The organism is Mesorhizobium sp. Cs1299R1N1, from assembly GCF_037179655.1.
Taxonomy (GTDB): Bacteria; Pseudomonadota; Alphaproteobacteria; order Rhizobiales; family Rhizobiaceae; genus Mesorhizobium; species Mesorhizobium salmacidum.
The window spans coordinates 16,348-41,461 of the sequence record NZ_JAPYKR010000002.1 but is presented as its reverse complement, the minus strand read 5'-3'; the positions used below and the strand labels follow the sequence as shown (position 1 = coordinate 41,461).

The window sequence follows — 25,114 nt, the reverse complement described above, 5'->3', positions numbered from 1 at the left end:
CAGGATGGCACTTGGATGCCATGTCACCTTGGGATCAGAAGCGAAGATGAGCGCCGGCAAACAAGTGATCGTCATCGGCGCCGGCATTATCGGTGCGTCGATTGCCTGGCACCTGACCAAAGCGGGCGCCCAGGTAACGGTCGTCGCCGAAAGCGAGGTCGGGGGTGTCGCGACGCCCAATTCCTTTGCCTGGATCAATGCCAGCTGGGGCAATCCGGAGCCTTATTTCCGGCTGCGCAGCCGGGCCATGGCCGAATGGTCGCGGTTGGCGAGAGACCTGCCCGGCCTGCCGCTCAACTGGTGCGGCGGCCTGTGCTGGGATCTATCGGCGGCGGATATGGAAACCTATGCCGCGGAGCACTCAGGCTGGGGCTACGGCATCGAGCGCGTCGACCGTGCCGGCGCGGCGCGCATCGAGCCGAATCTCGCCGAACCGCCGGATTTCGCTTTGCATGTCGCCGAGGAAGGTGTTGCCGAGCCGGTCGCAGCCACCAAGGCCCTGCTGGCCGATGCCGAACAGCGCGGCGCGCGCATCCGTTCCAGTACGGTCACGGCGCTGATCCAGACCAATGGCAGGATAACCGGCGTGGGCACATCGCATGGGCTGATTGCCGCCGACGAGGTGGTGATCGCGGCAGGCGTCGGCTCGCCGGACATTGCCGCGACCGCCGGCATCAACCTGCCGATCGAGACGCCGCCCGGCCTGATCGTCCATTCGCGGCCATGCAAGAAGCTGCTCAACGGACTGGTGCTGGCTGAGCGGCTGCACATGCGCCAGACGGCGGAGGGCCGCATCATCGCCGGCTCGGACTTCGGCGGCGCCGATCCGGGGATGGATGCCAAAGCCACCGCCCGCGCGTTGTTCGCGGCCACGACAGCCATGTTGCGCGACAGCGACGGACTTGAGCTGGATTTCCACACGGTCGGCTACCGGCCGACACCGATCGACGGCTTTCCGATCATCGGCCGCGCCGAGGGCATGGATGGCGTCTACATAGCGGTCATGCATTCCGGCATCACGCTGGCGCCGGCCGTCGGCCTGTTCGCCACGCGCGAAATCCTTGGCGGCGAGCGCGACCCGCTGCTGGCGCCTTACGGACTGTCGCGCTTCGCTCAATAGCCGGGCGGCATGGCCGCCAGTCAATGACCGTCGACCGGCGCTGCAGCAACTGATTACTGGAAGTTGAGATACAGCGCCGGCGGGTATTGCATCCCGTCGGTGGCCGGCGCCTTTGTGCCCGCGGCCGGCACGATCCCGCCTGTCGACCTGTCGTCAAGCGGTGGGCGGGTCGCCTCCACCTTGGCGGCATTGTCCTGCGTCACCGGAATTTTTTTCTTGGCTTCCGCGGCCTGTGACAGGGCAAGCAGCACGAGCAGCGCGGACAGAACGGTTTTCATGGCGATTTCCTCTCTGGCTTCAAGGCGCGCCGCATTCGTGCGTTGCGTCCAAGCCCACGTCTTCATGCAAGTCATCACGACACCGTGCGGCTTGGCGGCTCATGGCCTGAAACCGGATTGGTCGAGCAAAGCGACCTGCTTGCCATCGACATAGAAACGGATGGCGTGCGCTTCATTGTCGACGTCAATGCGCGTCGGCTTTGCAGCGATCGCCGTTGCGCCCTTGGTATATTTCGAGGGGAAATCGCCGGCCGGCGCGTATCGGAAAAGCAGCGCCAATGCGATGCAGCCCGCGGTAAATACAATGAACGTCAGTCTGGAAGAGGCGTTTGCGGTCATCCGGTCATTCCTTCAATTGAGGTGGCATTACGGTTCGGTTGCCCGGGGCTTCTCAGCCTGGTTTCGCCGTTGCTCGATCGGAGCGAGTCACAGCCCTGCAAAGGAAAGGACTACGTTCTCAGCTAACGCTCAGAATGTTTGCTGACGATTTGCCCCTTGCCCTCCGCCAGCTTAGCGCCGGCCCACGGACCGGAAAGAGAGCACGCGCGGAACGCGGTGGAATTCTCTGGAATTCCTGTAATATTAGCAAATGGAAAAGTAACGATGGACGTCTGGCCACGGCGTGTTATGGCTGAAAACAAGCAGCAAAAGGCAGCCGCCGCATGGCACAACACATTGCGCAGAAATTACGGCTGACTTCGGCGCTGCTGGGGACGGTAACCCGCAAGGATTTGGCGGCGGCTTTCCGGACCGTCAATCCAAAGACCGCTTTCGATCTCGGACGCGCCGACAAATGGTTGCAGGGCCGCGCCCAACCGCGCGAACACAGCGTCTATGACGATTGGGCGAAGCTGCTTGGCCTGGAACAGCAGGGCGCATGGATCGCCGACTGCGATCTTTCAGGCTTCACGGCCGCCATCGCGGCCCGTCACAACATCGACAAGGCAGAGCTCGAACGCCGCGTTGGCGCCCAGTTCGAGACCTCGTCCGGTCACGACGAGCGCAGCTTCGCCTTCACGCTCGCCGGCACCTACGCATGCTATTCGCGCGCTTGGTCTCCCTATCACCGCGACCAGTTGATCAAGGGTATCCTATCGGTCGAGGCGGGTCCTGGCCTGCATGGCCTAACCGCTACCTATCGCGAGACCTTGCCGACGGGGCAATTGGTTCTTGGCGGTCCGGTTACACCGGCCAAGCGCGCGCTTTACGTGCATCTCAAGGAAGCCGGTGGCGACGCCCAGTTCTTCATCAGCCTGTTCCCGCAGTCGCAGCCTGGAAGTGTGCTTGGCGGCTATATGTGCGGAACCGCCATCATTGGCCCGGAAGCGCAGCCGTCGACGACGAGGATCCTCATCGTGCGGCTGCGCGATCCGGCACCCGGCGCCACCTCACGGGGCGGATATTTGCAACTGGATCAATCGATTTCAGGCGATTTGGCCTCGCTCGGCATGTCCATCGAGCACCCGGAGCAGATCGACAGGCAGCTCACCCGGTTCCTCGTTGGAGGCAGCGACGGCGGCGTCCACCAGGTCCCACCGGCCGAGTTCCGCGCCATCCTCGACGTCTTCGACCGCCATTGGCTGACGCATTCGAGTGCCGGGCAAAACCCCTGAAATGACTAGCCAGCAGTGGCGCGCGGCCGGCGAAAGCCGCCGGCCAGCGGTTCCATCGCCTTGGCGACGGCGAGCAGCCGCGCCTCCGACCAGCGTCCGCCGACAAGCTGCAGGCCGATCGGCAGGCCGTCGCTGTCCTGTCCGCAAGGTATCGAAAGCGCCGGATGGCCGCTGTAGTTGAAGACGGCGCCGTAGGCCGGCAGCATCCAGTAGCTCTGGTCCTTGCCGTCGACTTGGATCGCGGTACCCGGCGCACAATGCGGGAATGCCGTGGTCATGGCGACCGGGCAGAGCAGCGCGTCCCAATCCTCGAAGAAGCGGTCCCAGGCGAGAATTGATTTGTCCCGGCGGGCCAGCGCCTCGAACCAGCGCGAGACCGATGTCGGCTCCTCCGGCGGTTCCTGCTGCGCCGCCTCCATCATCATGCCGATCAGCGCGCCGCCCTGGGCGAGATCGTCGTGCAGGTCGAGCTTGGGCAGTTTCGCTTCCTCGATGATGGCGCCGGCGTCTTGCAGTTGTCTTGCGAGATTTTCGACCGCGGTACTGATGTCGCCGGCCACCGGGAATCCGGGAAAGGCGGGCGCGAAAGCGATGCGCAAAGTTTGGAGGTCGAGCTTCGGCATGGCCTCGACCGGCACCGGCGCAAGGTCGGTGTCGCGGTCGTCCGGGCCGGCGATGATCCGATAGATCAACGCCAGATCGTCGATGCTGCGCGCCAGTGGGCCGAGACAGGACATCAGCCGCACGCTACGCGCCGCACCGCCTGGATCCGGAAAGGCGCCGGCCAGCGAAACGCGATGTTCCGTCGGCTTCAGGCCGTAGACGCCGCAGAACGCCGCGGGAAGGCGGATCGAGTCCTGCATGTCGGTGCCGACGTCGAACGGTGTCATGCCTGTGCAGACGGCGGCAGCGGCGCCGCCGCTGGATCCGCCCGGGGTGCGCTGGAGATTCCAGGGATTGCTGGTGCGGCCGAACAGCGGATTGTCCGATTGCCAGTCGGAGAGCATGGTGGCGACATTGGTCTTGGCCATCAGCACACCGCCGGCCGCCTTCAACCTGTTAACGACCGGGCTGTCCTCTTTCGCCACATAGTCGGCGAAGGGCGGGAAGCCTACCGTGGTTTTCATGCCAGATGTCTCGTGCATGTCCTTCAGCGTGAAGGGAACGCCGTGCAGCGGCCCAGGTGCGGCACCGCGCGCCAGTGCCGCGTCGGCCTTCCCGGCACGCTCGCGAGCGCCGTCCCTGTCGAGCGAGATGACGGCGTTGACAGCAGGGTTGTGCCTGTCGATCTGCGCGAAGTGGGCGTCGAGCGCTTCGACGGCGGAGATTTTGCGCGCGGCGATGTCGGCGGCGAGATCGGTGGCTGAGGAAAAGGCGAGGTCCATGATCAAGGTTCCGGCTTGCTTGCCGCCTGCCCGTCAAGATGGCGGACAGCGGCGTGGCTTCAAGCGGAGTTGAGCATTCATTGGAGGCCCGCGCTTGATTGGGATTGCGTTGAGGTCGGCACTCTACGGCGCCCCCCTCTGTCCTGCCAGCATTGCCGATTTGAGACACCGGCGAAGAAGAATTACCCAACCAGCGCCAGCTTCGCCGCGACCGGAGCGAATGGACGAATGTCGATGCCGTCCCTTGTCATGGTGACGAAGCTCGATGGCGGGATCGCCTGCCAGTCGCCGCCCTCGCGATCGAAGGGTTCGGAAACGATGCAGCGGCCAGCGCCCTTGCGGAAGATGGACGTGTAGAGCGTCGGCGCCTGGGCATCGGTGGCATAGCGCACCGCATACAGCGCCCGTCCGTCGGAGAAGGCGGCGGTCAATTTCAGCGCCGGCTCGAGACCAGCGCGGCGCGAGGCTTCCAGCACGCGGGAGGTGGCGCGGGAAACGGCGCCTTGCGGATCAGCGGCCAATCCTTCGTCGATCATGAGCAGAAAAAACAGTTCGGAATCGGTGGTGCCTTCGCGCTGGTCGAAGACGGCGTCGGACAGCGAGTTCTCCAGCGCGCGGCGGATCTTCTCGAAACCGCCGATCTGGCCATTGTGCATGAACGACCAGCGGCCGGAGATGAACGGATGGCAATTCATGCGGCTGGTGGGCGCCGCCGGTCGAGGCCCGCACATGGGCGAGAAACAGGCCGGATTTGATCTGCCGGCACAGGCTCTTCAGGTTGGGATCGGACCACGCCGGCAGGATGTCGCGGTAGAGACCGGGCTCCGGCCGGTCGCCGTACCAGGCAAGGCCGAAACCATCGCCATTGGTCGGCGACTTCGCTTCCTGGGCGCAGTGGCTCTGGGCGATCAGCGAGTGACAGGGCGCCGTGAGGATGTCTTCGAGAAAGACCGCTTCACCGAGATAGGCCGCCCACCGGCACATCGCTTCCGTCTTCCTTTAGGCGCGATCCGGAAGAGCCGCGGGCTCGTTGATCGCGTGTGTGCCTCTGTTGTGCGTCCGCTCGTAGAGCTCGCGAATGATTCGGCTGGCGGTAGTCTCAAAGAGAAATGGCAAGAAAGCGTGAACAAATGCTGCTCCCGCCGCCATCAGCAGGCGCGACGAAAACCATGCGGCGAAGGCCATATGGCCGAAATAGGTTTCGCCGACCTTGGCCGGATGAGAGGTGAAAATCCTTGCGACCGACATGCTGGTTCCCCTTCAGCGCTTGCGTTCCGATATGAGTATCCTGACACGCCTCACCGGTTCATTGGTCCCAAAATATCCTTGTATTTTGCGACTTCATGGGACAAACATCCCACATGACACTGGCAATCGACGAAATTGATCGGAAGTTGCTCGCCGAACTGCAACGCGACGGCACCTTGTCGGTCGACCAGCTGTCGGAGCGGGTGGCCTTGTCGCGCAATGCCTGCTGGCGGCGCGTCAAGCGGCTGGAGGAAGCTGGCGTCATCACCGGCCGCGTGGCGCTGGTCGATGCCGAGAAGCTCGGACTTGGCCTTTCGGTGTTCATCCTGATCCGCACATCCAACCACGACCCGGACTGGCTGCAGAAATTCCGCGCCGCCGTGGCGGGCTTGCCCGAGATCATCGGCGTCTACCGCATGTCCGGCGATCTCGACTATGTGCTGCGCGCCCGCGTCGCCGACGTGAAAGCCTATGACCGGCTCTACCAGCGGCTGATCGCCAAGGTGGCCTTGTCGGATGTTTCCGCCTCCTTCGTCATGGAGGAGATCAAGGAGACGACGGTGGTTCCGATGGAAGTGCGTTGAGCCGTCTTCAGGCCACAGTGATGCCCGAAAGAAAGCCGTTGATAGCCCTGCGGTCGAGTTGACCGAATCGGCAATCGCGCCGATAGGATCGATTTTATGCGCGCAGCCCTTCAAACACCTTCCGTCATCGGTCCGACCGTCGGCTTCGTCAGGTTGCCGCATGGTGAGGGACTTGCACTTCCCGCCTATGAAAGCGCCGGCGCCGCCGGCATGGATTTGCGCGCGGCGGTGCCCGAAGACCGGCCGCTTCTGATCCTGCCGGGCAAACGCGCCTTGGTGCCGACCGGGCTGATCCTGGAAATTCCCGAGGGCATGGAAGGCCAGGTGCGACCACGCTCGGGCCTTGCCTTCAAACATGGCCTTACCGTCCTCAATTCACCCGGCACGGTCGACAGCGACTATCGCGGCGAAATGAAGGTGCTGCTGGTCAATCTCGGCGACGAGGACTTCGCCGTGACGCGCGGCATGCGCATTGCCCAAATCGTTTTCGCCGCCGTGACGCAGGTGGCGGTGGAAGAGCGTTCGCTGGCCGGCGGCACGGCGCGCGGCTCGGGCGGATTCGGATCGACCGGTACCGCCTGATGCATGGCTGTGTTTCGGCACAGCGAACCGTTTTGCCGGGTAGGCTGATCCAATATGACTGAAACACGGCCGCTGCCAAAGCTCGTCATCTTCGACTGCGACGGGATCCTGGTCGATACCGAGAACCTGGCCAACCGGCGCCTGGCCGAATGGCTTAGCGCGACTGGCTATCCAACGACCTTCGAATATTGCCGCAAGAACTTCTCCGGCCGAAGCATGGTCTCGGTGCAGAAGGAGATCGAAGAGACGACCGACGTCAGGCTCGGCGCCGATTTCGTCGAGCGCTGGAATGCAGGCCTGCCGGATCTGTTCGCCCATGGCGTCGAGGCGATCCCTTATGTCCGGGAGTTCATCGAGGCGGTCCGCGCGGCCGGCATCGCCTATTGCGTCGCCACCTCGGCCAGGATCTCCAAGATGCACATAACCCTTGGCCAGACCGGGCTGTTGCCGCTGTTCGAACATGCCATGTTCAGCGCCACCATGGTATCGCGCGGTAAGCCGTTCCCCGACCTGTTCCTGCACGCCGCCAGAACCATGGGCTTCGCGCCCGCCGACTGCATCGTCGTCGAGGACAGCGTCGCCGGCACGCAGGCCGGGATCGCCGCCGGCATGCGGGTGTTTTCCTATCATGGAGACCCCTATTCCGACCGCGACGGCCTGATCCAGGCCGGCGGCATCCTGTTCGATGATATGCGCGAACTCGCCGGACTGGTGCCGATCCACTGATTTCGCCGGCCGGATAGGCCGGGATAACGACATGCATAAAATCAGAAGCTTACAGCAGGTCGGGCGAATCCTATTCGCCGCGACATGCTGTAGCTGCGCGGCCCGGCAAGCCATGTTAGCTTCGCGGTGCTTGCGGTTAGGGGACGATATCAAGCATGTCAGGATTTTTGCATCGGCTCGTCCTTGCCTGCCTGTTGCTGCCATTGCTGTGCGGCGCGGCCGGCGCCCAGGATGCCGCCAGCCCAGACCTCGGCAAACCCATCGCCGGCCATGCCGATACGACCTATGCCGATCTCATCAGGATGGTCGTTCCGGATCTGACGGCCAAGGGCGATTATTATGTCGGCTCCACGCCGATCGAGATGCGGCACATTGCCGGTCCCGACAATGACAGCTCGCCACCAGAGGCACCGAGCGTTTTCAGCGCCGGCGTGCTTGGCATCAAAGCCGGCGGCAAGGACCGGCTGGCCATGCTGTTCGACTTCGGCGAGTCGCCCGACAGCACGGAGGGCTATGCGGTGCTGGCGCTTTATGACCTCACCGGCAAACCGAAGCTGCTCGATGCCGTCAACGTGGCGACCGACCGTTTCACCTTCTTTCGCCACCCCGGTAAACTTTCGCTGGGCGCCAGCGACGATGCGCTGATGATCTCCAGCACGCATTTCAATTCGAACCAGGGCTACATGTCGACGCCGCTTATCCTGGTGCGAGACGACCGTTTTGAGCTGATCGACCTCATCAACACGTTCGACGAAAATGTCTGTTCCTACCGGCGCTCCCAGGATCTGACCTTCCAGGCTTTGAGCGATGGCTCGCCCTACGCAGCGATCAAGGCGACGATAACCGACAAGACAGTGCCTGGCGAAGAGACTTGCGACGAACCGGCGCCGAAGGCCGTCTCGAACGACATTTCCGTAACCTACCGCTGGGACAAGAAAACGGCGCGCTATGTCGCCGATTCCGACGCTTTCGAGAAATTGGCAGCAGACAACGAGAAACGCTTCTGAACCAACCGCATTCGTTTGCCCGGCCACGAACAGCGCGGTAGCATCCGCCCCGACACTCGTCATGGGGGAGCATTCATGGACAAGGGCAAGATTTTTCGCGACCTGCATGCCTCGACCTTCGTCATGCCCAATCCCTGGGATCCGGGCACGACGAAGCTGCTTGGCTCTTTCGGCTTCAAGGCACTGGCCACGACCAGCGCCGGCTTTGCCTTTTCGCGCGGCCTGCCGGACGGAGCCGTGAGCTTCGACCAGATGATCCATCATTGCCGCGAGATGACGGCCGCGACCGACCTGCCGGTTTCGGCCGATCTCGAAAAGGGCAAGGGCGACAGCGCCGAGCAGGCTGCCGAGACCATTTTCGCGGCGGAAGCCGCCGGGCTTGCCGGCTGCTCGATCGAGGACCACACCGGCGATCCGGAGAAGCCCATCTATGAGTTTTCGCACGCGGTCGAGCGTGTCGCAGCCGCGGTGGAGGCGGCGCGGGCGCTGAAGCGCGACTTTGTCTTCACGGCGCGGGCCGAGAATTTCCTCTGGGGCAAGTCCGACCTCGACGACACGATCAAGCGGCTGCAGGCTTTCGAAAAGGCCGGCGCCGACGTGCTCTATGCGCCGGGCATCGGCGACGTCGAGATGGTACGGACCTTGTGCTCGGCGGTCGGCAAGCCGGTCAATGTCATGGCGAGGCCCGGCTTCACCATCGCCGACCTTGCCATGGCCGGCGTCAAGCGGATTTCGCTAGGGCCGTGGCTGACCAATTTCGCCTACGGCATGCTGGAGACGGCGGCGCGCGAAATCCAGCAGGACGGCACGTTCGGCTTCACCCGCGCCGCCATGCCGTTCGGCAAGCTGCAGGCGCTGTACGGCAAATCCCAGGGCTAGGACGAGCCCGGATGAACCTTACTATCGTCGACATGCATACGGGCGGCGAGCCTCTCCGGATCGTCACGGGCGGTTATCCCAGTATTCCCAAGGGCACCATCCTGGAGAAGCGCGCCTATGTGCGCGACCATCTCGATCATTTGCGCAAACTGCTGATCTTCGAACCGCGCGGCCATTACGACATGTATGGCGCCCTGCTGGTCGAGCCCGACCTGCCCGGCGCCGACCTCGCCGTGCTGTTCATGCACAATGAAGGTTATTCGACCATGTGCGGCCACGCCATCGTCGCGCTCGGCCGCTACGCGATCGATCAAGGGCTGGTGGCGAAACAGGAGCCGTTCACCACCGTGAACATCGAGGCGCCGTGCGGCCTGGTCGTCGCCTCGGTCGCGGTCAGCGACGGCAAGGCCGGTTCGGTGTCGTTCGAGAGCGTGCCGGCCTTCCTGTTTGCCGGCGACCAACAGATCGAGCTGACGGAATATGGCAAGATCGGTTTCGATATAGCCTATGGCGGGGCTTTTTACGCGCTGGCCGACTGCCATCAATTCGGGCTGGAATTCGGCCGCGACCGCGTACGCGATTTCGTCGATGCGGCAACCGCGCTGACGAACCGGCTCAAGGCCGAGCTTCCGCTGTCCCATCCCGATCATGATGACCTCGCCTTCCTCTATGGCACCATCCTGACCGATGGAAAGGACGCCTTTTCCGGGGAAGTCACCAGGAATGTCTGCGTCTTCGCCGAGGCGGAGGTCGACCGCTCGCCGACCGGTTCCGGCGTCACCGCCCGGCTGGCGGCCATGCATGCCAAGGGCGAGATCGCCATCGGGCAGACGCGCATTTTCGAGAGCATCGCCGGCTCGCGCTTTTCCGGGGTGGTGGCGCGAACGGCGAAGGCCGGCCCATACGAAGCGATTGTCGCCCGCGTCGGCGGCCGTGCCTATTATTCCGGACGAGCCGAATTCATTGTCGAACCGGATGACGAGCTGGGGCGCGGCTTTCTCTTGCGCTGAAGACTCAACCGCGTGCGGGACGGGCCGCTTCCCGTGCCGAGACCGCCTTGTGCAGATGTACCATCATGGCGGCGGCGAAGAGCGGCGTCAGCAGGTTGAGCACCGGCACGGCGAGGAAGGCCGCGATCACAAGCCCGGAGAGAAACACCGTTCCGGCATACTGCCTGCGCAGGGCCCTCGCATCTTCCTCCGGGCGAAAGCGCATGGCGGCGAATTCGAAGAATTCGCGTCCGAGCAGGTAGCCGTTGACGATGAAGAAGGCGGCGATGTTGATGCCCGGCACCAGCAGAAGCAGCAAGGCGACAATGTTGCCCAGGATGACGACGCCAAAGAATTTTATCGCCAGCACCAGCGAACGCAATGCCGGCATGGCGCGTCCGGCCGGGTCGCCGGGGTAGTCGGTGCGCTCGACCACTTCGGCGACATCGTCGACGAACAGGCCGGCGATGACGGCCGTGACCGGCGCGACCAGCAGCGCCATGCCGAAGGCCAACGCGATGGCGGCGATTAGTCCGCCCAGCCAACCGGCCCAGGACGGTATGCCGGGCAACAATGTCTGGAGCCACGGCAGGGCCAGCCATTCGACAAGGCTGGTCAGGCCGAACCACAGGGCGACCAGCGCCAGCAGGGTCAGGCCAAGCGTCTTGATGAACACGGCGCGAAACGGAGGCGAGAGCAACTCCAGGGCCGCGGTGCGGGCAGCGTCGAAAATCACCGTGCTTCACCCCCAGGTCAGCGGACACAGCCACAAGGCAGGACGCTCCCGAGATAGGCAGTGCGGCCCGCGAGCACAAGCGCGGGCCGTTGCCAGCCATCGCATGCTCCAAAGGTCTGCCTATCGGGCAAAGCCTGGCTTGCGGACCGGTATGGTCATGGCAGCCACGCCGACAACGACAAAACCCATACCGAGCCAAGCCGTGGGACCAAGGCTTTCACCGAGGAACACGGCACCGATGCCGACACCGATCGGCACGCGCAGATAGGCCTGAGACGTCGTGCCGACCGAACCCAGCGTGTGGATCAGACGGAAATAGATGACGAATGCCAGTGCCGTCGAAAACACGGACAGGCCGAGCAAAGCGAGGATGGAAGCCGCCGAAGGCGCCACCGTCCACGGCTGGTCGACCATCAGGCTGAGCGGCACCAGCATGATGGCGCCGCACAGCATCGAACCGGCGGCGGGAAGCATCGGATCGAGGCCCTTGAAGCCACGGCCGAAGATCGCGGCGCCCGCATAGCACACCGTTGCCGCGACGATGGCTAGCTGTGCCCAGAGCTGGTGGCCGATGCCGCCAAGCGCCTGCGTGCCGACGATCAGGCAGATGCCGGCGATGCCGGCGCCGACGCCGACCAGCTTGCGCGCCGTCACCGGCTCATGACGGGTGATGAGCGCCGTCAGCAGGAAGGTGAAGATCGGCGAGGTAGCGTTGAGGATGGTGGCAAGGCCGGCGTCGACCGAACGCTCGGCGGCGGCGATCAGCGTGAACGGGACGACGCTGTTGAGGCAGGCCTGGAAGGCAAAGCGGCGCCAGCTTGCCGCGTCGCCCGGCATGGCAAGCCCGCGCCAGCGGATGATGGCGAACAGGATGGCGCCCGCGATCAGGGTGCGGGCGGCGATGAAGGTGATGGGCGGGATGGTCTCGACGCCGATCTTGATGAAGGTGTAGGACGCGCCCCACAGCACCGCCAGCACGCCGAGCAACGCCAGGTCGGTGGTCGTATCGCTCTTTGCTGACATGGGCTTGCCGCCTTCGGATCGGGATCGAACAAGCCCTTTTAGGCAACGTCACGGCGAAATGCTTCGGCCACGATCGAATTGTCGTAACGCCTGGGTACAACTGCAGAACTGTCTTGCAGGCGCGCAGTCGCGGGCTTCTTCGGCAAAGGACGGGCCTCGCCGCTACGCCGGCAACGACAGAAAATCGGTTGCCAGTTTTCAGGCTCATGCTGTAGACCCGCGCGGGCATGGCAAGAAGCCGGCTCGGGGTTTTGGCGGAGACATTGATGCCGGATTATGACGTGCTTTGCATCGGCAATGCGATTGTCGACATCATCGCCCAGTGCGAGGAGGACTTCCTCGAGACCAACGGCATCATCAAGGGCGCGATGAACCTCATCGACACCCACCGCGCCGAATTGCTCTACAGCCGCATGGGCCCGGCGATCGAGGCCTCCGGCGGCAGTGCCGGCAACACGGCGGCTGGTGTCGCCTCCTTCGGCGGACGCGCCGCCTTCTTCGGCAAGGTCTCCAACGATGCACTGGGCGAAATCTACGCGCACGACATCCACGCGCAGGGCGTCGCTTTCGACACCAGGCCGCTCGAGGGCGAGCCACCGACGGCGCGCTCGATGATCTTCGTCACCCCCGATGGCGAGCGCTCGATGAACACCTATCTCGGCGCCTGCATCGAACTCGGGCCGGAAGATGTCGAGGCCGACAAGGCGTCGGGCGCCAAGGTGACCTATTTCGAGGGTTATCTGTGGGACCCGCCGCGCGCCAAGGAAGCCATCCGGCAGACGGCGAAACTTGCGCACGCGGCCGGTCGCGAAGTCTCGATGACCTTGTCGGATCCATTCTGCGTCGACCGCTACCGCGACGAGTTCCTCGACCTGATGCGTTCGGGCACGGTCGACATCGTTTTTGCCAACAGCCACGAGATCAAGTCGCTTTACCAGACTTCGTCGTTCGACGAGGCGCTGGCGCAGATCCGCAAGGATTGCAAGATCGCGGCGGTGACCCGTTCCGAAAAAGGCTCGGTCATCGTCCGCGGCGACGAGACCGTGGTCATAAAGGCAACCGCCATCAAGGAACTGGTCGACACGACAGGCGCCGGCGACCTCTACGCCGCCGGTTTCCTGCATGGCTATACACAGGGCCGCGACCTCCAGACCTGCGGCGATCTTGGCTCACTGGCGGCCGGATTGGTGATCCAGCAGATCGGCCCAAGGCCACGGCAGAACCTGCGCAAAGAGGCCGAGCAGGCGGGGTTGTTGTAGGAACGACTTTCCCTTCTCCCCTTGTGGGAGAAGGTGGCCGCGAAGCGGCCGGATGAGGGGTGTTCCAGCTTGGCAATGGCGGCACTCCGTCCAGCACCCTCAACCGTCTTGGGCGAGTCACGGGCCTCGCCCGCCCTTCGGGCCCCGCAGGGATAAGGCAAGCGCGGACCGCTTCTCACCGTCGCGCAGTTGTCACAGACCGCTCCTAAAGGCAAATGCGAGCGTGCCGTGACTGACATTTCGGCAGACTAATCGGGTGTGGAGCAATGCAGGACAGCAACCTGTCGGGTCGCTGCATCTGTTGCCGTCGCGCTTTCCATTTTCCGCCGTAACCGTTCTACAACCGGCCGCGGCCGAGGGAGGAGCGCGCGCGGCCCAGAAGACAGATGCATGACCAGATTTCAGACCAAGACGACCGGCATCACGCAGGACGATTTCGCCGACATGGTGGCGGAAAAAGTCGAGCGTGCGCTTGCCCACTATGACGAGGCCATCAACGGCCCGACAATGATCTCGGTCGGCAAGATCGCCGGCAGCATAGCGTCCGCGGTCACCTTGCTGTCGCCCAAGCACCAGCGCGCCATCGACGCCATCCATGCCGACCTTCCCGGCCTTGCCTCGAAATTCGTGCGCGCGCTCGCGGCGGAAGCCGCGCGCCGCAGCGAAGCCGGCACGGTGGGGACGACGACGCTGTCGGCAGAGGCCGAAACGCTTCCCGCGCTTCCCCAGTCCGACGACCTAGAATCGATGCTGATCGAGGACTGGGCCGGCCGCGTCGCCGGCTCCACCTATCTGGAAGAGAACCTGCGCATCGCCCGCTCCACCTTGCACCGCTGGCAGCGGCGGGGCGACGTCATCGCGCTGCGCAAGGGTGGCCGCAAGCACGTCTTCCCGCTGGCGCAGTTCGTCGACGGCAGGCCGGTGGCGGGCATAAGCGACGTGCTGGAGCTCATCGGCAACCCGAGGCTCGCATGGCTGTGGCTGACCCGCCCAGCGGCACAACTCGACAGCCGCATTCCGATCGATCTGCTGCGCCAGGACCGGGCGGAGGAGGTGGTCGAGGCAGCGCGGGTGTCTGCGCCGGGGGTGAGAGACCCAGTCTGATCGCCAGCTTTCGTCCGCCACGGCGACCGCTCCTCAGGTCCCCGCCGTATACGCCGCGATCGCCGCCATATTCACGATATCTGAGTCCTTGGCGTTCAGCGAGACGATCTGCACCGGCTTGTTCAGGCCGACCAGCAGCGGGCCGATGACGGTCGAACCGCCGAGTTCCTGCAGCATCTTGGTCGAGATCGAGGCCGAGTGGAACGCCGGCATGATCAGCACATTGGCCGGGCCGGTGAGCCTTATGAACGGATATTGCGCCATGGCGCGGGCGTTGAGTGCCACGTCGGCTGCCATCTCGCCGTCATATTCGAAATCGACGCGGCGCTTGTCGAGAATGCGCACGGCTTCCTGGATGCGCTCGGAACGCTCGCCCTGCGGGTGGCCGAAGGTGGAGTAGGCGAGCATGGCGAGCCTCGGCTCATAGCCCATGCGGCGGGCAAACCCGGCCGCCTCCTCGGCGATGTCGGCGATCTGCTCGGCGTTTGGCATGTCGTGGACGGCGGTGTCGGCGACGATCACCGTGCGGCCGCGTGCCAGCACGATCGAGACGCCTATGACGCGGTGGCCGGGCTTGGCGTCGATGACGCGCCGGATATCGTCGAGCGCGGTCGAATAGTTGCGGGTGACGCCCGTGACGATGCCGTCTGCGTCGCCCAGTGCCACCATGCAGGCGGCGAAATGGTTGCGGTCGTTGTTGATCAGCCGCTGGCAGTCACGAAATAGGAAGCCTTTGCGCTGCATGCGTTCGTAGAGATAGTCGGTGTAGATCGAATTGCGGCGCGACAGACGCGCATTGATGATCTCGATGCCTTGTTTGTTCAAATCGATGCCGGCGAGCCTGGCGTTCTCCTTGATGACATCGTCGCGGCCAAGCAGGATGGCGGTGCCGAGCCGCTGGTTCACATAGGAGACGGCGGCGCGCATCACCTGCTCCTCCTCGCCTTCGGCGAAGACGATGCGCTTGGGCTGGCGGCGCACGCGGTCATAGATACGCTGCAGGGTCGAGGCGATCGGGTCGCGGCGGGCGGAAAGCTCCTGCGCGTACCGGTCGAGATCGAGAATAGGCTTGCGGGCGACGCCCGAATCCATTGCCGCCTTGGCCACGGCAATCGGAATGGCGGAGATCAGGCGCGGGTCGAACGGCACCGGAATGATGTAGTTGGGACCGAATTTCGGCCGGTTGCCCTGATAGGCGGCGGCGACGTCGTCGGGCACGTCCTGGCGCGCCAGTTCGGCGAGCGCGCGAGCGGCGGCGATCTTCATGTCGTCGTTGATGGTGGTGGCCCTGACATCCAGCGCGCCGCGGAAGATGTAGGGGAAGCCGAGTACGTTGTTGACCTGATTGGCGTAGTCCGAGCGCCCGGTGGCCATGATGGCGTCAGTGCGGATCTCGGCCACTTCCTCCGGGGTGATCTCGGGATCGGGATTGGCCATGGCGAAGATGATCGGGTTCTTGGCCATCGACTGCACCATGGCGGTGGTCAGCGCTCCCTTGGCGGAAAGGCCGAGGAAGACATCGGCGCCGTCGAGCGCTTCGGCCAGGCTGCGCGCCTCGGTCTTGATCGCGTGCGCCGACTTCCACTGGTTCATGCCCTCGGTGCGGCCCTGGAACACCACGCCCTTGGTATCGCACAAGGTGATGTTTTCGGGCGAAAAACCCATCGCCTTCATCAGCTCGATGCAGGCGATGCCGGCGGCGCCCGCACCATTGCAGACCAGCTTCGTGGTCTTCATGTCGCGGCCGGTGACCTCCAGCGCGTTGATCAGGCCGGCGGCCGAGATGATGGCCGTGCCGTGCTGGTCGTCGTGGAAGACCGGGATGTCCATCAGTTCGCGCAGGCGCTGCTCGATGACGAAACACTCCGGCGCCTTGATGTCTTCCAGGTTGATGCCGCCGAAGGACGGACCGAGGAACCGCACGCAGTTGATGAACTCGTCGGCATCCTCGGTATCGACCTCGAGGTCGATGGAATCGACATCGGCGAAGCGCTTGAACAGCACCGCCTTGCCTTCCATCACCGGTTTGGAGGCCAGCGCGCCGAGATTGCCGAGGCCAAGGATGGCGGTGCCGTTGGAGATGACGGCGACCATGTTGCCGCGCGTCGTGTAGTCGAAGGCTCTCGATGGATCCTCGGCGATGGCGCGCACGGGCACGGCGACACCAGGCGAATAAGCGAGGCTCAGATCGCGCTGCGTGGTCATCGGCTTGGTGGCGACGATCTCCAGCTTGCCGGGCCTGCCCATGGCATGGAATTCGAGCGCTTCCTGCGCGCTGACGGACGGACCGTTGTTCTCGGTTTTCCTGGCCATGATGCTTTTGATTTCCTCGCCGGTGCGGCACCTCCTTGAAGCGGGTGCCTGTGCGCTTGCGAATTAAGACCACGGGCCGCCGCGTGTAAACCACGAAGCTCTGCAAAGCTGCTTCAAAGCGGACACGCTCGATCAGGAGCCGTTCCGCGCCACCCTGGATGCCATGATTTCATGCGCATGCTGGCGGGCCGTTGCCCATCGCCGCAGCGTCCTGGTTCCGGGGAACGGCCATTGCGATAGCGGCGGTTGGCTGCTTCCCAGTCTCTTCAGCAGGTCGGACAGGAATATTGTGAGTTCCTGCCGTTGAGCCCGCACCTTGGCCAGCGTGCGGTTGCGAATCTCCTCGCTCGGAATGGCGCGGTGGCGCAACGTCTCGACGGCGCGCCGGATCGCCGCCGGATCGGGCTCGGCGATGATGCAATAGTCCGGATCGAAAAAGACGTCCCGGCCGCCAAGACTAGGTGTGCTCACCACCGGCAACCCGGCCATCAGATATTCCATGCTGGAGCACATTGCCCCTTCCGCCGCCGACAGACAGAGCCCGACCGCGGCCTGGTTGTAGACGCGATTGACCTCCTGCGGCGCCAGCCAGCCAGTCAGGCCATTAATGATCGGGTTGGCGATACGATGCAGCGGCGATTGCGCCTGCAAGCGGCGGATGAAGGCACGGTCGCCGGCCCGGGGCAGTTCGCCGATCGAAAAGGTGATGTGGACAAGCCTTTCGATGTCGAAGGCGAGGTAGTGGCGCTTGGTGTGCGAGATGCGACCATTATAGACTGCGTCGAATTCGACGGGGACACCCGGCAATGGTCGAAAGATGTCCTCGCTGACCATCAAATTGTGGTTGGAGAAGATCGCGGTTCCTCCCACAGCGGCGACCAGACGACGCTCCTCTTGCGTATTGCAAAGAAAAATCAATTCGTGGAGCGGGAAGTTCTCACGGTACCAGGCGAGATCCCGGCCAAGCTTTGCGACGACGTGCGGCCGCTCGAGCGTCCAACTCGGCATCAGCAGGAACACGGCGCGCCGCGAGGCTAGGCGACGGCCGATTGCCACGATTGAGTTGAGTGGGCGCGCGCCGCCGACCGGCGTGTAGATCAGCAGTGGATCGTGGTTGAGTACGTAAACCGCGAGCCAAATGCCGCCGTCCAGGTGGGACAACGGACCGCTGAGCGGCAGCGCGAAAGGAAGGCGCTTGGCCGCCAACACCTTAAGCCCGTCCAATTGTTGGCTGGCGTGCCGGGCCGTCATGAGCCAGAGCCGTTCGAGTACCGAGCCGATCGGTCCCACCATCTCCTCGAACGTTTCGTGCCCGTCCCTGTCCATGATGCCCCGCCGCTATACTCCAAGACGACAGATATTCGCGATCACACCATCGAGCAATGCAGGCTGAATAGCCCTTCCATGGAAAGATGGCTCGCGGTCTTCCCCTGCTTTCTAAGCCCCCGGCATTAAACCCCGCCATCACATCTGCTAGCGTGCCGCGCCATGAACATGCACAGCCCGAACGAGCCCGACGCCGCCCCCGAGGTGATGACGCCGCCGCAGCCCGGTGCTGCCGCCGTCACGCCGATGATGGAGCAATTCATCGAGATCAAGGCGGCTAACCCGGATTCGCTGCTGTTCTACCGCATGGGCGATTTCTACGAGCTGTTCTTCGACGATGCCGAGAAGGCGAGCCGGGCGCTGGGCATCGTGCTCACCAAACGCGGCAAGCACCAAGGCCACGACATTCCGATGTGCGGCGTGCCGGTGCATGCGGCTGACGATTACCTGCAGAAGCTGATCGGCCAGGGATTCCGCGTTGCCGTCTGCGAGCAGATCGAGGATCCGGCCGAGGCCAAGAAACGCGGTTCCAAATCGGTGGTGCGCCGCGATGTGGTGCGGCTGGTAACGCCGGGCACCATCACCGAGGACAAATTGCTGGCACCCTCGGAATCGAGTTTCCTGATGGCGCTGGGCAGGGTGAAGGGCGGAGCGGAGCCAAGAGGCGGGGAGCGCGGCAGCGCGACAGGGCACCAAGGAAGCTTTGCAATTGCCTGGATCGACATCTCGACCGGCGCCTTCCGCGTCGCGGAGACCACCGCCGACCGGCTGCTCGCCGACATCTTCCGTGTCGATCCGCGTGAGCTGATCGTCGCCGAGCCGGTGTTCCACGATCCCGAGCTGAAGCCGGTTTTCGACGTGCTCGGACGTGTCGCCAGCCCACAGCCGCCTTCGTTGTTCGATTCGGCCTCGGCCACGGGACGGATCGCGCGCTTCTTCGAGGTGGCGACACCAGACAGTTTCGGCACGTTTTCGCGCGCCGAACTGTCGGCGATCTCGGGCGCCATCGCCTATGTCGAGAAGACGCAGAAGGCCGAACGGCCGCCGCTGTCGCGGCCCGAGCGCGAGGAGCAGGGCTCGACCCTGTTCATCGACCCGGCGACGCGCGGCAATCTCGAACTGCTGCGCACGCTGTCCGGCAGCCGCGAGGGTTCGCTATTCAAGGCGATCGATCGCACGGTGACCGGCGGCGGCGCGAGGCTGCTCGCCGACCGGCTGATGGCGCCGCTCACCGACCCGGCGGCCATCGGCGCACGGCTGGATTCGGTGTCGTTCTTTCGTTCCGAAGTGCGGCTTTGCCAGGCAGTGCGGATGAGCCTGAAGAGTGTCGCCGATATGCCGCGTGCCCTGTCCAGGTTGGCGCTCAATCGGGGTGGCCCGCGCGATCTCGGCGCGCTCCGCGCCGGCTTCGAGGCGGCGGGCGCCATCGCCGAAACCTTTGCCGCGATCGCCCTGCCCCAGGAATTGGCCGGCGCGATGGCCGCGATTCAGGCGCTGCCCAAGACACTTGCCCAGCATCTCACCCAGGCGCTCGGCGAGGAACTGCCGCTGCTCAAACGCGACGGCGGTTTCGTTCGCGGCGGCTACCATGCCGAACTCGACGAGATGCGGGCGCTGCGCGACGAGTCGCGCAAAGTGATCGCCGGGCTGGAACGCTCCCTGATCGAGGAGACCGGCATCCGTTCGCTGAAGATCCGGCACAACAACGTGCTCGGTTACTACATCGAAGTGACGGCCAACCATCATGCCGTCATGACCGGCAGCGATGGCGCCAAGGGGCGCTTCATCCACCGCCAGACCATGGCCAACGCCATGCGCTTCACCACGACCGAACTCGCCGAACTGGAGACCAAGATCGCCAATGCCGCCGACCGTGCGCTGAGCATCGAACTGGCCGCCTTCGATGCGCTGACGGTGGAGGCGGTCGGCGAGGCCGAGGCGATCCGCGCCGGCGCCGATGCGCTCGCCGTGCTCGACGTGTCGGCGGCACTTGCGCTTTTGTCGGAAAGCGAAGCCTGGTGCCGGCCGGTGGTGGATTCCAGCCTTGCCTTCGAGATTTCCGGCGGCCGGCATCCAGTGGTCGAACAAGCGCTGCGCCGTTCGGGCGAAGGCCCGTTCGTCGCCAATGATTGCGACCTCTCGCCGGAGGGAAATGCCAAGAACGGCGCGATCTGGCTGCTGACCGGCCCGAACATGGGTGGTAAGTCGACGTTCCTGCGGCAAAACGCGCTGATCGCGATCCTGGCCCAGACGGGTTCCTTCGTGCCGGCGGCATCTGCCCATATCGGCGTCGTCGATCGCCTGTTTTCGCGCGTCGGCGCCTCGGACGATCTGGCGCGCGGCCGCTCGACCTTCATGGTCGAAATGGTCGAGACGGCGGCGATCCTCAACCAGGCCGGCGAACGCGCGCTGGTGATCCTCGACGAGATCGGCCGCGGCACCGCAACGTTCGACGGCCTGTCGATCGCCTGGGCGGCGGTCGAATATCTGCACGAGAAGAACCGCTGCCGGGCGATCTTCGCGACCCATTTCCACGAAATGACCTCGCTCGCAGGCAAGCTGGCGCGGCTTTCCAACGTCACTATGCGGGTCAAGGAATGGGAGGGCGACGTCGTTTTCCTGCACGAGGTCGGCAAGGGCGCCGCCGACCGCTCCTACGGCGTGCAGGTGGCACGGCTCGCCGGCCTGCCGGAAGCGGTGGTCGACCGGGCCAAGGCGGTGCTGCACCAGTTGGAGGAAGGCGAGGTCTCCGGCAAGACCAACCGGCTGGTCGACGACCTGCCGCTATTTTCGGTGGCGGTAAAGCGGGAAGCGCCAAGGCCGCTGAAGAGCGACGCGCTGGGCGCAGCACTCGGTGACCTCAACCCCGACGAGATGACGCCAAAGGAAGCGCTGGAGGCGCTTTACCGGCTGAAGGGACTGGCGGGGAAGTAGTCAGATCATCTCCAGCCCACTCTTACGGCTGGGCGGCGGGAACGCACGGTCGAGATCGGCGATGTCCTGCGGCGTAAGCTTTATGTCCAGCGCGGCAAAATTCTGGCGGACGTGCGCCTGGCTGCCGGCCTTGGGAATGGCGATGACGCCGTCCTGCTGCATTATCCAGGCCAAGGCGATTTGCGCCGCGGTTGCGCCGTGACGGGCTGCGACTGCGGCGAGCCTGTCATTATGTGCCAGCGCGCCCTGCTCCACCGGCGAATAGGCCATCAGCGGGATGCCACGTTTCCTCATCCAGGGCGTGAGATCGAATTCCGGGCCGCGGCGAACCAGATTGTAAAGCACCTGGTTGGTCTGTACCTTGTCGCCGTCGGACAGGAGCGCCAATTCCTGCATCTCGTCGGTGTCGAAATTGCTGACGCCCCAATGCCGGATCTTGCCGGCCTTTTTCAGCGCCTCGAAGGCTTCGACCGTTTCCGACAGGGGCACGCTGCCCGACCAATGCAGCAGATAGAGATCGATGCGGTCGGTCGCGAGGCGCCTAAGGCTGTTCTCACAGGCGCGCTGCACGCCGGCCCGCGAAGCGTTGGAAGGCAGTACCTTCGAGACCAGGAAGACCTCGGCGCGGCGCCCGGCGATAGCTTTGGCCACCACTTCTTCCGCACCGCCGCCGGCATACATTTCGGCGGTGTCGATCAGCGTGACGCCGAGATCGAGACCGAGCTTGAGCGCATCTACCTCCTCGGAGCGCCGGCGCGAATCCTCGCCCATCTTCCACGTACCCTGGCCGAGAACGGGTATGGCCTCGCCGCAGGGCAGCGTGGTGGTCCTGACGCTCGATTCCATGGCTGGCTCCGTGGTACCCGATCGCATCGAGCCGCGACGAGACTCCGGAAAGAGTTCTCGCCGGGTAGCGATGCCGGGAAGCTTACTTCACTGGATGGGCGGCGAGCCAGTCCTGCATCTGCTTGATTTCGGCTTCCTGCGCGGCGATGACGCCTTCGGCGAGCTTGCGGATTTCCGGATCCTTGCCGTTGGCCAGCTCGACCTTGGCCATGTCGATCGCGCCCTGATGATGCGGAATCATGCCGCGGACAAAATCGACATCGGCATTACCGGTATATTGCGAGGCCATCATATCGGTATGCATCTTGTCCATAGCCGCCTTGTAGCCCGCCGTCGAAGGGCCTTCCGCACCCATGGCCATGGCGCCCATGTCGTGCTTCATCTCCTCGCTCTGCGCCGGCACGCTTTCGAGGAAGACGGCAAGCAGCATTCCGGCGGCCATCAGCAGCAGCACAAGTTTTTTAGCCAAGGTCATTCATGATCTCCTGTTGGTTGGGTTTCGTATCTGGGAGTTGATCTCAGAGTTTCAACGTTCTGAGCCGCAATGCGTTTGCGATCACCGAGACGGAGGACAGGCTCATCGCCGCCGCCGCCAGCATCGGCGACAAAAGCGTGCCGGTGAGCGGATAGAGCACGCCGGCGGCAACCGGCACGCCGAGCACATTGTAGAGGAAGGCGAAGAACAGGTTCTGCCGGATGTTACCGATGGTCGCCTGGGCCAGGGTGCGGGCGCGGACGATGCCGTTCAGGTCGCCCTTGACCAAAGTAATGCCGGCACTCTCGACCGCGACATCGGCGCCCGTTCCCATGGCGATGCCGACATCGGCGGCGGCAAGCGCCGGCGCGTCGTTGACGCCGTCGCCGGCCATGGCAACGCCGGCACCCCTGCCGCGCAGTTCGTCGACGAGCGCTGCCTTCTGTTCCGGCAACAGACCTGCCCGAACCTCGTCGATGCCAAGACGTCCAGCGATCGCCTTGGCGGTGCGCTCATTGTCGCCGGTCGCCATGATGATCCTCAGCCCGCTGTCATGCAGCGCCTTGATCGCCTCGGCCGTGGTCGCCTTGATCGGATCGGCGACGGCGACGATGCCGGCCAGCTTGCCGTCGACAGCGACGAACATCGCCGTCTTGCCATCGCCCTGCAACGCTTCCACGCTGGCCAGGATTGCGGAAACGTCGATGGCGAGATCGGCCATCATCACGGCATTGCCGAGCGCGACCCTCTTGCCCGATACCGTGCCGGAAACGCCCTTGCCGGTAACCGCTTCGAAGCTGCCGGCCTCGGCGATCTTCACGCCGCGCTGGCCCGCCCCGTCGACGATGGCCTCGGCCAGCGGGTGCTCCGAGCCTTTTTCCAGGGTCGCGGCGTATACCAGCAATTCGCCCTCGGAAAAGCCACTGGCAGCCACGACATCGGTCAATTTCGGTCGGCCCTCGGTCAGCGTGCCGGTCTTGTCGACGATCAAGGTGTCGACAGCGGCGAAGCGTTCAAGCGCGGCGGCTTCCTTGATCAGCACGCCGGCATGCGCGCCGCGCCCGGTAGCGGTCATGATCGACATCGGCGTGGCGAGACCCAGCGCACAGGGACAGGCGATGATCAGCACCGAAACCGCCGAGACGATGGCGAAGATCAGGCTGGGCTCGGGGCCGAAGACCGCCCAGGCGATGAAGGCGGCGATGGCGACCATAACGACGGCCGGGACAAAGTAGAAGGAAACTCGGTCGGCCAAGCCCTGGATCGGCGCGCGCGAGCGCTGTGCCTTGGCGACGAGTTCGACGATGCGCGACAGCGTGGTCTCGGCGCCGATCCGTTCGGCGCGCATGATCAGCGAGCCGTTCTTGTTGAGCGTGCCGCCGGTCAAGGCATCGCCTTCGGCTTTCTCGACCGGCAAGGGTTCGCCCGTGATCATCGATTCGTCGATGGAGGAGCGGCCTTCGAGCACCGTGCCGTCGACCGGGACAGCATCGCCGGGCCGGATGCGCAGGCGCTCGCCGGCCTTGACGTCGTCCAGCGGCACATCGCTCTCGGAACCGTCCTCGGCGATCCGCCGTGCGGTCTTCGGCGCGAGGTCAAGCAGAGCCCGGATCGCCGATCCGGTCTTTTCACGGGCGCGCAGTTCCAGCACCTGGCCGAGGAAGACCAGCGCCACGATGACTGCGGCTGCCTCGAAATAAACCGGCACCGCACCGCCATGGCCGCGAAACTGATGCGGAAAGATGTCCGGGAAGAGCGTGGCGGCGACGCTGTAGAGATAGGCGGCGCCGACACCCAGGGAAATCAGCGTCCACATGTTGGGGCTGCGGTTGAGGATTGAGTCCCAGCCGCGATGGAAAAACGGGAAGGCGGCCCAGAGCACCACCGGGCTCGCCAGGACCAGTTCGATCCAGACCTTTGCGCGATCCTCGACCAGACCCTCCAGCGACAGGCCTGCCATCGGCGCCATGGCGATGATCAGCAGCGGGACCGACAGCACCGCGCTCACCCAGAGCCGCCTGGTGAAATCAACCAGTTCGGGATTTGGCCCTTCATCGCCAGTTGGCACGCCCATTGGCTCGAGCGCCATGCCGCAGATCGGGCAGGAGCCGGGCTTGTCGCGGATGATCTGCGGATGCATCGGGCAGGTGTATTGCGTGCCCTTGGGCATCGGCGCCGGCACCGGCCTGCCGCCGAGATAGGTTTGCGGCGCCGCCTCGAACTTCGCCTTGCAGCCGGCGGAGCAGAAATAAAAGCCTTGGCCTTCATGGCGGACAAAATGTTTCGCCGTCGCGCGGTCGACGCTCATGCCGCAGACGGGGTCGGTCGCCGTCAGGTAGCTTTCCGGCTCGGCGTGAAACTTCGAACGGCAGCGCTCGCTGCAGAAATGATAGAGGCGGCCGCCATGCTCGAATGTCGGTTTGCCGGCGGCCGGATCCACGGTCATGCCGCAGACCGGGTCGCGCAGAACCGCATCCGAAGCAGCGCCTTTCGGCGCGCAACAGCCGCCATGCGAGCCGTGCGTGTGATGATCGTGATCTGAATGCGTCATTCTAAAATGCCTTGATTGTCACTGCTTCAAAACCCGAGGTAGTGCTTCCAGCAACTGGAAGGTCAAGGGCCGTTTTGGTTTTCCGCATTTCAGGCCCCGTGAAATCGATCGCCCCCCTGCACAAAGGCCGAGCTCG

Annotated in this window: 22 protein-coding genes and 1 pseudogene; 11 read left to right on the top strand and 12 right to left on the bottom strand. The window is 64.3% G+C overall.

What is annotated here, in order from left to right; genetic code table 11:
* Positions 1 to 46 precede the first annotated feature (46 nt).
* Positions 47 to 1,120, top strand: a complete 1,074-nt coding sequence (locus O7A70_RS03705; RefSeq protein WP_337139068.1) for an NAD(P)/FAD-dependent oxidoreductase — start codon at positions 47 to 49, stop codon at positions 1,118 to 1,120.
* A gap of 53 nt (positions 1,121 to 1,173) precedes the next feature.
* Here O7A70_RS03705 and O7A70_RS03700 read toward each other — a convergent pair whose 3' ends face one another.
* Both O7A70_RS03700 and O7A70_RS03695 read right to left on the bottom strand, forming a co-directional pair.
* Entirely contained in the window at positions 1,174 to 1,398 is a 225-nt protein-coding gene (locus O7A70_RS03700; RefSeq protein ID WP_337139067.1) for a hypothetical protein, read from the bottom strand.
* A 99-nt stretch (positions 1,399 to 1,497) separates the two neighbouring features.
* A complete protein-coding gene (locus O7A70_RS03695) occupies positions 1,498 to 1,737 on the bottom strand; it encodes a hypothetical protein (RefSeq protein WP_337139066.1) in 240 nt (79 codons plus the stop codon).
* Between the two features lie 323 nt (positions 1,738 to 2,060).
* Between O7A70_RS03695 and O7A70_RS03690 the strand changes: the two genes are divergently transcribed.
* A complete protein-coding gene (locus tag O7A70_RS03690) occupies positions 2,061 to 3,011 on the top strand; it encodes a hypothetical protein (RefSeq protein WP_337139065.1) in 951 nt (316 codons plus the stop codon).
* A 5-nt stretch (positions 3,012 to 3,016) separates the two neighbouring features.
* On the opposite strand, the gene O7A70_RS03685 is transcribed toward O7A70_RS03690, so the two are convergent.
* The 3 genes and pseudogenes from O7A70_RS03685 to O7A70_RS03675 form a co-directional block, all read right to left on the bottom strand.
* Complete coding sequence (locus O7A70_RS03685) at positions 3,017 to 4,396, bottom strand: amidase (RefSeq protein WP_337139064.1); 1,380 nt, start codon at positions 4,394 to 4,396, stop codon at positions 3,017 to 3,019.
* 182 nt (positions 4,397 to 4,578) lie between these two features.
* Positions 4,579 to 5,380 (bottom strand): annotated as a pseudogene (locus O7A70_RS03680) (class II glutamine amidotransferase).
* 15 nt (positions 5,381 to 5,395) lie between these two features.
* Positions 5,396 to 5,644 carry a DUF6356 family protein gene (locus tag O7A70_RS03675; protein ID WP_337139063.1) on the bottom strand — a complete coding sequence of 83 codons (249 nt, stop codon included), beginning with the start codon at positions 5,642 to 5,644 and terminating at the stop codon, positions 5,396 to 5,398.
* A 113-nt stretch (positions 5,645 to 5,757) separates the two neighbouring features.
* On the opposite strand from O7A70_RS03675, the gene O7A70_RS03670 reads away from it, so the two are divergent.
* The 6 genes from O7A70_RS03670 to O7A70_RS03645 all read left to right on the top strand — a co-directional run bounded on the left by O7A70_RS03670 (position 5,758) and on the right by O7A70_RS03645 (position 10,432).
* Entirely contained in the window at positions 5,758 to 6,228 is a 471-nt protein-coding gene (locus O7A70_RS03670) for an Lrp/AsnC family transcriptional regulator (protein WP_337129262.1), read from the top strand.
* Between the two features lie 96 nt (positions 6,229 to 6,324).
* Complete coding sequence (gene dut / locus O7A70_RS03665) at positions 6,325 to 6,810, top strand: dUTP diphosphatase (protein ID WP_337139062.1); 486 nt, start codon at positions 6,325 to 6,327, stop codon at positions 6,808 to 6,810.
* 54 nt (positions 6,811 to 6,864) lie between these two features.
* Complete coding sequence (locus O7A70_RS03660) at positions 6,865 to 7,536, top strand: HAD family hydrolase (protein ID WP_027142190.1); 672 nt, start codon at positions 6,865 to 6,867, stop codon at positions 7,534 to 7,536.
* A 155-nt stretch (positions 7,537 to 7,691) separates the two neighbouring features.
* Positions 7,692 to 8,543, top strand: coding sequence for a hypothetical protein (locus O7A70_RS03655; protein ID WP_337139061.1), 852 nt, complete (start codon positions 7,692 to 7,694; stop codon positions 8,541 to 8,543).
* Positions 8,544 to 8,618: 75 nt separating this feature from the next.
* Entirely contained in the window at positions 8,619 to 9,422 is an 804-nt protein-coding gene (locus O7A70_RS03650) for an isocitrate lyase/PEP mutase family protein (protein ID WP_337139060.1), read from the top strand.
* Between the two features lie 11 nt (positions 9,423 to 9,433).
* Positions 9,434 to 10,432 (top strand): proline racemase family protein, encoded by a 999-nt coding sequence (locus tag O7A70_RS03645; RefSeq protein WP_337139059.1) that lies wholly within the window; start codon positions 9,434 to 9,436, stop codon positions 10,430 to 10,432.
* A gap of 4 nt (positions 10,433 to 10,436) precedes the next feature.
* Here O7A70_RS03645 and O7A70_RS03640 read toward each other — a convergent pair whose 3' ends face one another.
* On the bottom strand, positions 10,437 to 11,147 hold the full coding sequence (locus tag O7A70_RS03640; RefSeq protein ID WP_337139058.1) for a sulfate transporter family protein: 711 nt from the start codon (positions 11,145 to 11,147) through the stop codon (positions 10,437 to 10,439).
* A gap of 120 nt (positions 11,148 to 11,267) precedes the next feature.
* Positions 11,268 to 12,170 (bottom strand): DMT family transporter, encoded by a 903-nt coding sequence (locus tag O7A70_RS03635; RefSeq protein ID WP_337139057.1) that lies wholly within the window; start codon positions 12,168 to 12,170, stop codon positions 11,268 to 11,270.
* A 266-nt stretch (positions 12,171 to 12,436) separates the two neighbouring features.
* Here O7A70_RS03635 and O7A70_RS03630 point away from each other — a divergent pair, with 266 nt between their 5' ends.
* A complete protein-coding gene (locus O7A70_RS03630; protein WP_337139056.1) occupies positions 12,437 to 13,429 on the top strand; it encodes an adenosine kinase in 993 nt (330 codons plus the stop codon).
* Between the two features lie 390 nt (positions 13,430 to 13,819).
* Positions 13,820 to 14,533, top strand: a complete 714-nt coding sequence (locus O7A70_RS03625; RefSeq protein WP_337139055.1) for an antitoxin Xre/MbcA/ParS-like domain-containing protein — start codon at positions 13,820 to 13,822, stop codon at positions 14,531 to 14,533.
* Positions 14,534 to 14,566: 33 nt separating this feature from the next.
* Here O7A70_RS03625 and O7A70_RS03620 read toward each other — a convergent pair whose 3' ends face one another.
* Both O7A70_RS03620 and O7A70_RS03615 read right to left on the bottom strand, forming a co-directional pair.
* Positions 14,567 to 16,846: an NADP-dependent malic enzyme gene (locus tag O7A70_RS03620; protein ID WP_337139054.1), complete on the bottom strand. Its 2,280-nt coding sequence runs from the start codon at positions 16,844 to 16,846 to the stop codon at positions 14,567 to 14,569.
* Positions 16,847 to 16,978: 132 nt separating this feature from the next.
* Positions 16,979 to 18,172 carry a glycosyltransferase gene (locus O7A70_RS03615; RefSeq protein WP_337139053.1) on the bottom strand — a complete coding sequence of 398 codons (1,194 nt, stop codon included), beginning with the start codon at positions 18,170 to 18,172 and terminating at the stop codon, positions 16,979 to 16,981.
* A 162-nt stretch (positions 18,173 to 18,334) separates the two neighbouring features.
* On the opposite strand from O7A70_RS03615, the gene mutS reads away from it, so the two are divergent.
* The gene (gene mutS, locus O7A70_RS03610) at positions 18,335 to 21,106 is read left to right on the top strand and encodes a DNA mismatch repair protein MutS (RefSeq protein WP_337139051.1); all 2,772 of its coding nucleotides are present in this window, start codon (positions 18,335 to 18,337) and stop codon (positions 21,104 to 21,106) included.
* Here mutS and O7A70_RS03605 read toward each other — a convergent pair whose 3' ends face one another.
* From O7A70_RS03605 to O7A70_RS03595, 3 genes are all read right to left on the bottom strand, one after another.
* On the bottom strand, positions 21,107 to 21,952 hold the full coding sequence (locus O7A70_RS03605; protein WP_337139050.1) for an aldo/keto reductase: 846 nt from the start codon (positions 21,950 to 21,952) through the stop codon (positions 21,107 to 21,109).
* Positions 21,953 to 22,034: 82 nt separating this feature from the next.
* Positions 22,035 to 22,427 (bottom strand): CopM family metallochaperone, encoded by a 393-nt coding sequence (gene copM / locus O7A70_RS03600; protein WP_027142912.1) that lies wholly within the window; start codon positions 22,425 to 22,427, stop codon positions 22,035 to 22,037.
* Positions 22,428 to 22,470: 43 nt separating this feature from the next.
* Positions 22,471 to 24,978 carry a heavy metal translocating P-type ATPase gene (locus O7A70_RS03595; protein ID WP_337139048.1) on the bottom strand — a complete coding sequence of 836 codons (2,508 nt, stop codon included), beginning with the start codon at positions 24,976 to 24,978 and terminating at the stop codon, positions 22,471 to 22,473.
* Positions 24,979 to 25,114 lie beyond the last annotated feature (136 nt).

Bases quoted from the DNA above. Each gene is read 5' to 3' on its own strand.
- O7A70_RS03705 (WP_337139068.1), top strand. From the start codon at position 47: ATGAGCGCCGGCAAACAAGTGATCGTCATCGGCGCCGGCATTATCGGT.
- O7A70_RS03700 (WP_337139067.1), bottom strand. From the start codon at position 1,398: ATGAAAACCGTTCTGTCCGCGCTGCTCGTGCTGCTTGCCCTGTCACAG.
- O7A70_RS03695 (WP_337139066.1), bottom strand. From the start codon at position 1,737: ATGACCGCAAACGCCTCTTCCAGACTGACGTTCATTGTATTTACCGCG.
- O7A70_RS03690 (WP_337139065.1), top strand. From the start codon at position 2,061: ATGGCACAACACATTGCGCAGAAATTACGGCTGACTTCGGCGCTGCTG.
- O7A70_RS03685 (WP_337139064.1), bottom strand. From the start codon at position 4,396: ATGGACCTCGCCTTTTCCTCAGCCACCGATCTCGCCGCCGACATCGCC.
- O7A70_RS03675 (WP_337139063.1), bottom strand. From the start codon at position 5,644: ATGTCGGTCGCAAGGATTTTCACCTCTCATCCGGCCAAGGTCGGCGAA.
- O7A70_RS03670 (WP_337129262.1), top strand. From the start codon at position 5,758: ATGACACTGGCAATCGACGAAATTGATCGGAAGTTGCTCGCCGAACTG.
- dut (WP_337139062.1), top strand. From the start codon at position 6,325: ATGCGCGCAGCCCTTCAAACACCTTCCGTCATCGGTCCGACCGTCGGC.
- O7A70_RS03660 (WP_027142190.1), top strand. From the start codon at position 6,865: ATGACTGAAACACGGCCGCTGCCAAAGCTCGTCATCTTCGACTGCGAC.
- O7A70_RS03655 (WP_337139061.1), top strand. From the start codon at position 7,692: ATGTCAGGATTTTTGCATCGGCTCGTCCTTGCCTGCCTGTTGCTGCCA.
- O7A70_RS03650 (WP_337139060.1), top strand. From the start codon at position 8,619: ATGGACAAGGGCAAGATTTTTCGCGACCTGCATGCCTCGACCTTCGTC.
- O7A70_RS03645 (WP_337139059.1), top strand. From the start codon at position 9,434: ATGAACCTTACTATCGTCGACATGCATACGGGCGGCGAGCCTCTCCGG.
- O7A70_RS03635 (WP_337139057.1), bottom strand. From the start codon at position 12,170: ATGTCAGCAAAGAGCGATACGACCACCGACCTGGCGTTGCTCGGCGTG.
- O7A70_RS03630 (WP_337139056.1), top strand. From the start codon at position 12,437: ATGCCGGATTATGACGTGCTTTGCATCGGCAATGCGATTGTCGACATC.
- O7A70_RS03625 (WP_337139055.1), top strand. From the start codon at position 13,820: ATGACCAGATTTCAGACCAAGACGACCGGCATCACGCAGGACGATTTC.
- O7A70_RS03620 (WP_337139054.1), bottom strand. From the start codon at position 16,846: ATGGCCAGGAAAACCGAGAACAACGGTCCGTCCGTCAGCGCGCAGGAA.
- O7A70_RS03615 (WP_337139053.1), bottom strand. From the start codon at position 18,172: ATGGACAGGGACGGGCACGAAACGTTCGAGGAGATGGTGGGACCGATC.
- mutS (WP_337139051.1), top strand. From the start codon at position 18,335: ATGAACATGCACAGCCCGAACGAGCCCGACGCCGCCCCCGAGGTGATG.
- O7A70_RS03605 (WP_337139050.1), bottom strand. From the start codon at position 21,952: ATGGAATCGAGCGTCAGGACCACCACGCTGCCCTGCGGCGAGGCCATA.
- copM (WP_027142912.1), bottom strand. From the start codon at position 22,427: ATGACCTTGGCTAAAAAACTTGTGCTGCTGCTGATGGCCGCCGGAATG.
- O7A70_RS03595 (WP_337139048.1), bottom strand. From the start codon at position 24,978: ATGACGCATTCAGATCACGATCATCACACGCACGGCTCGCATGGCGGC.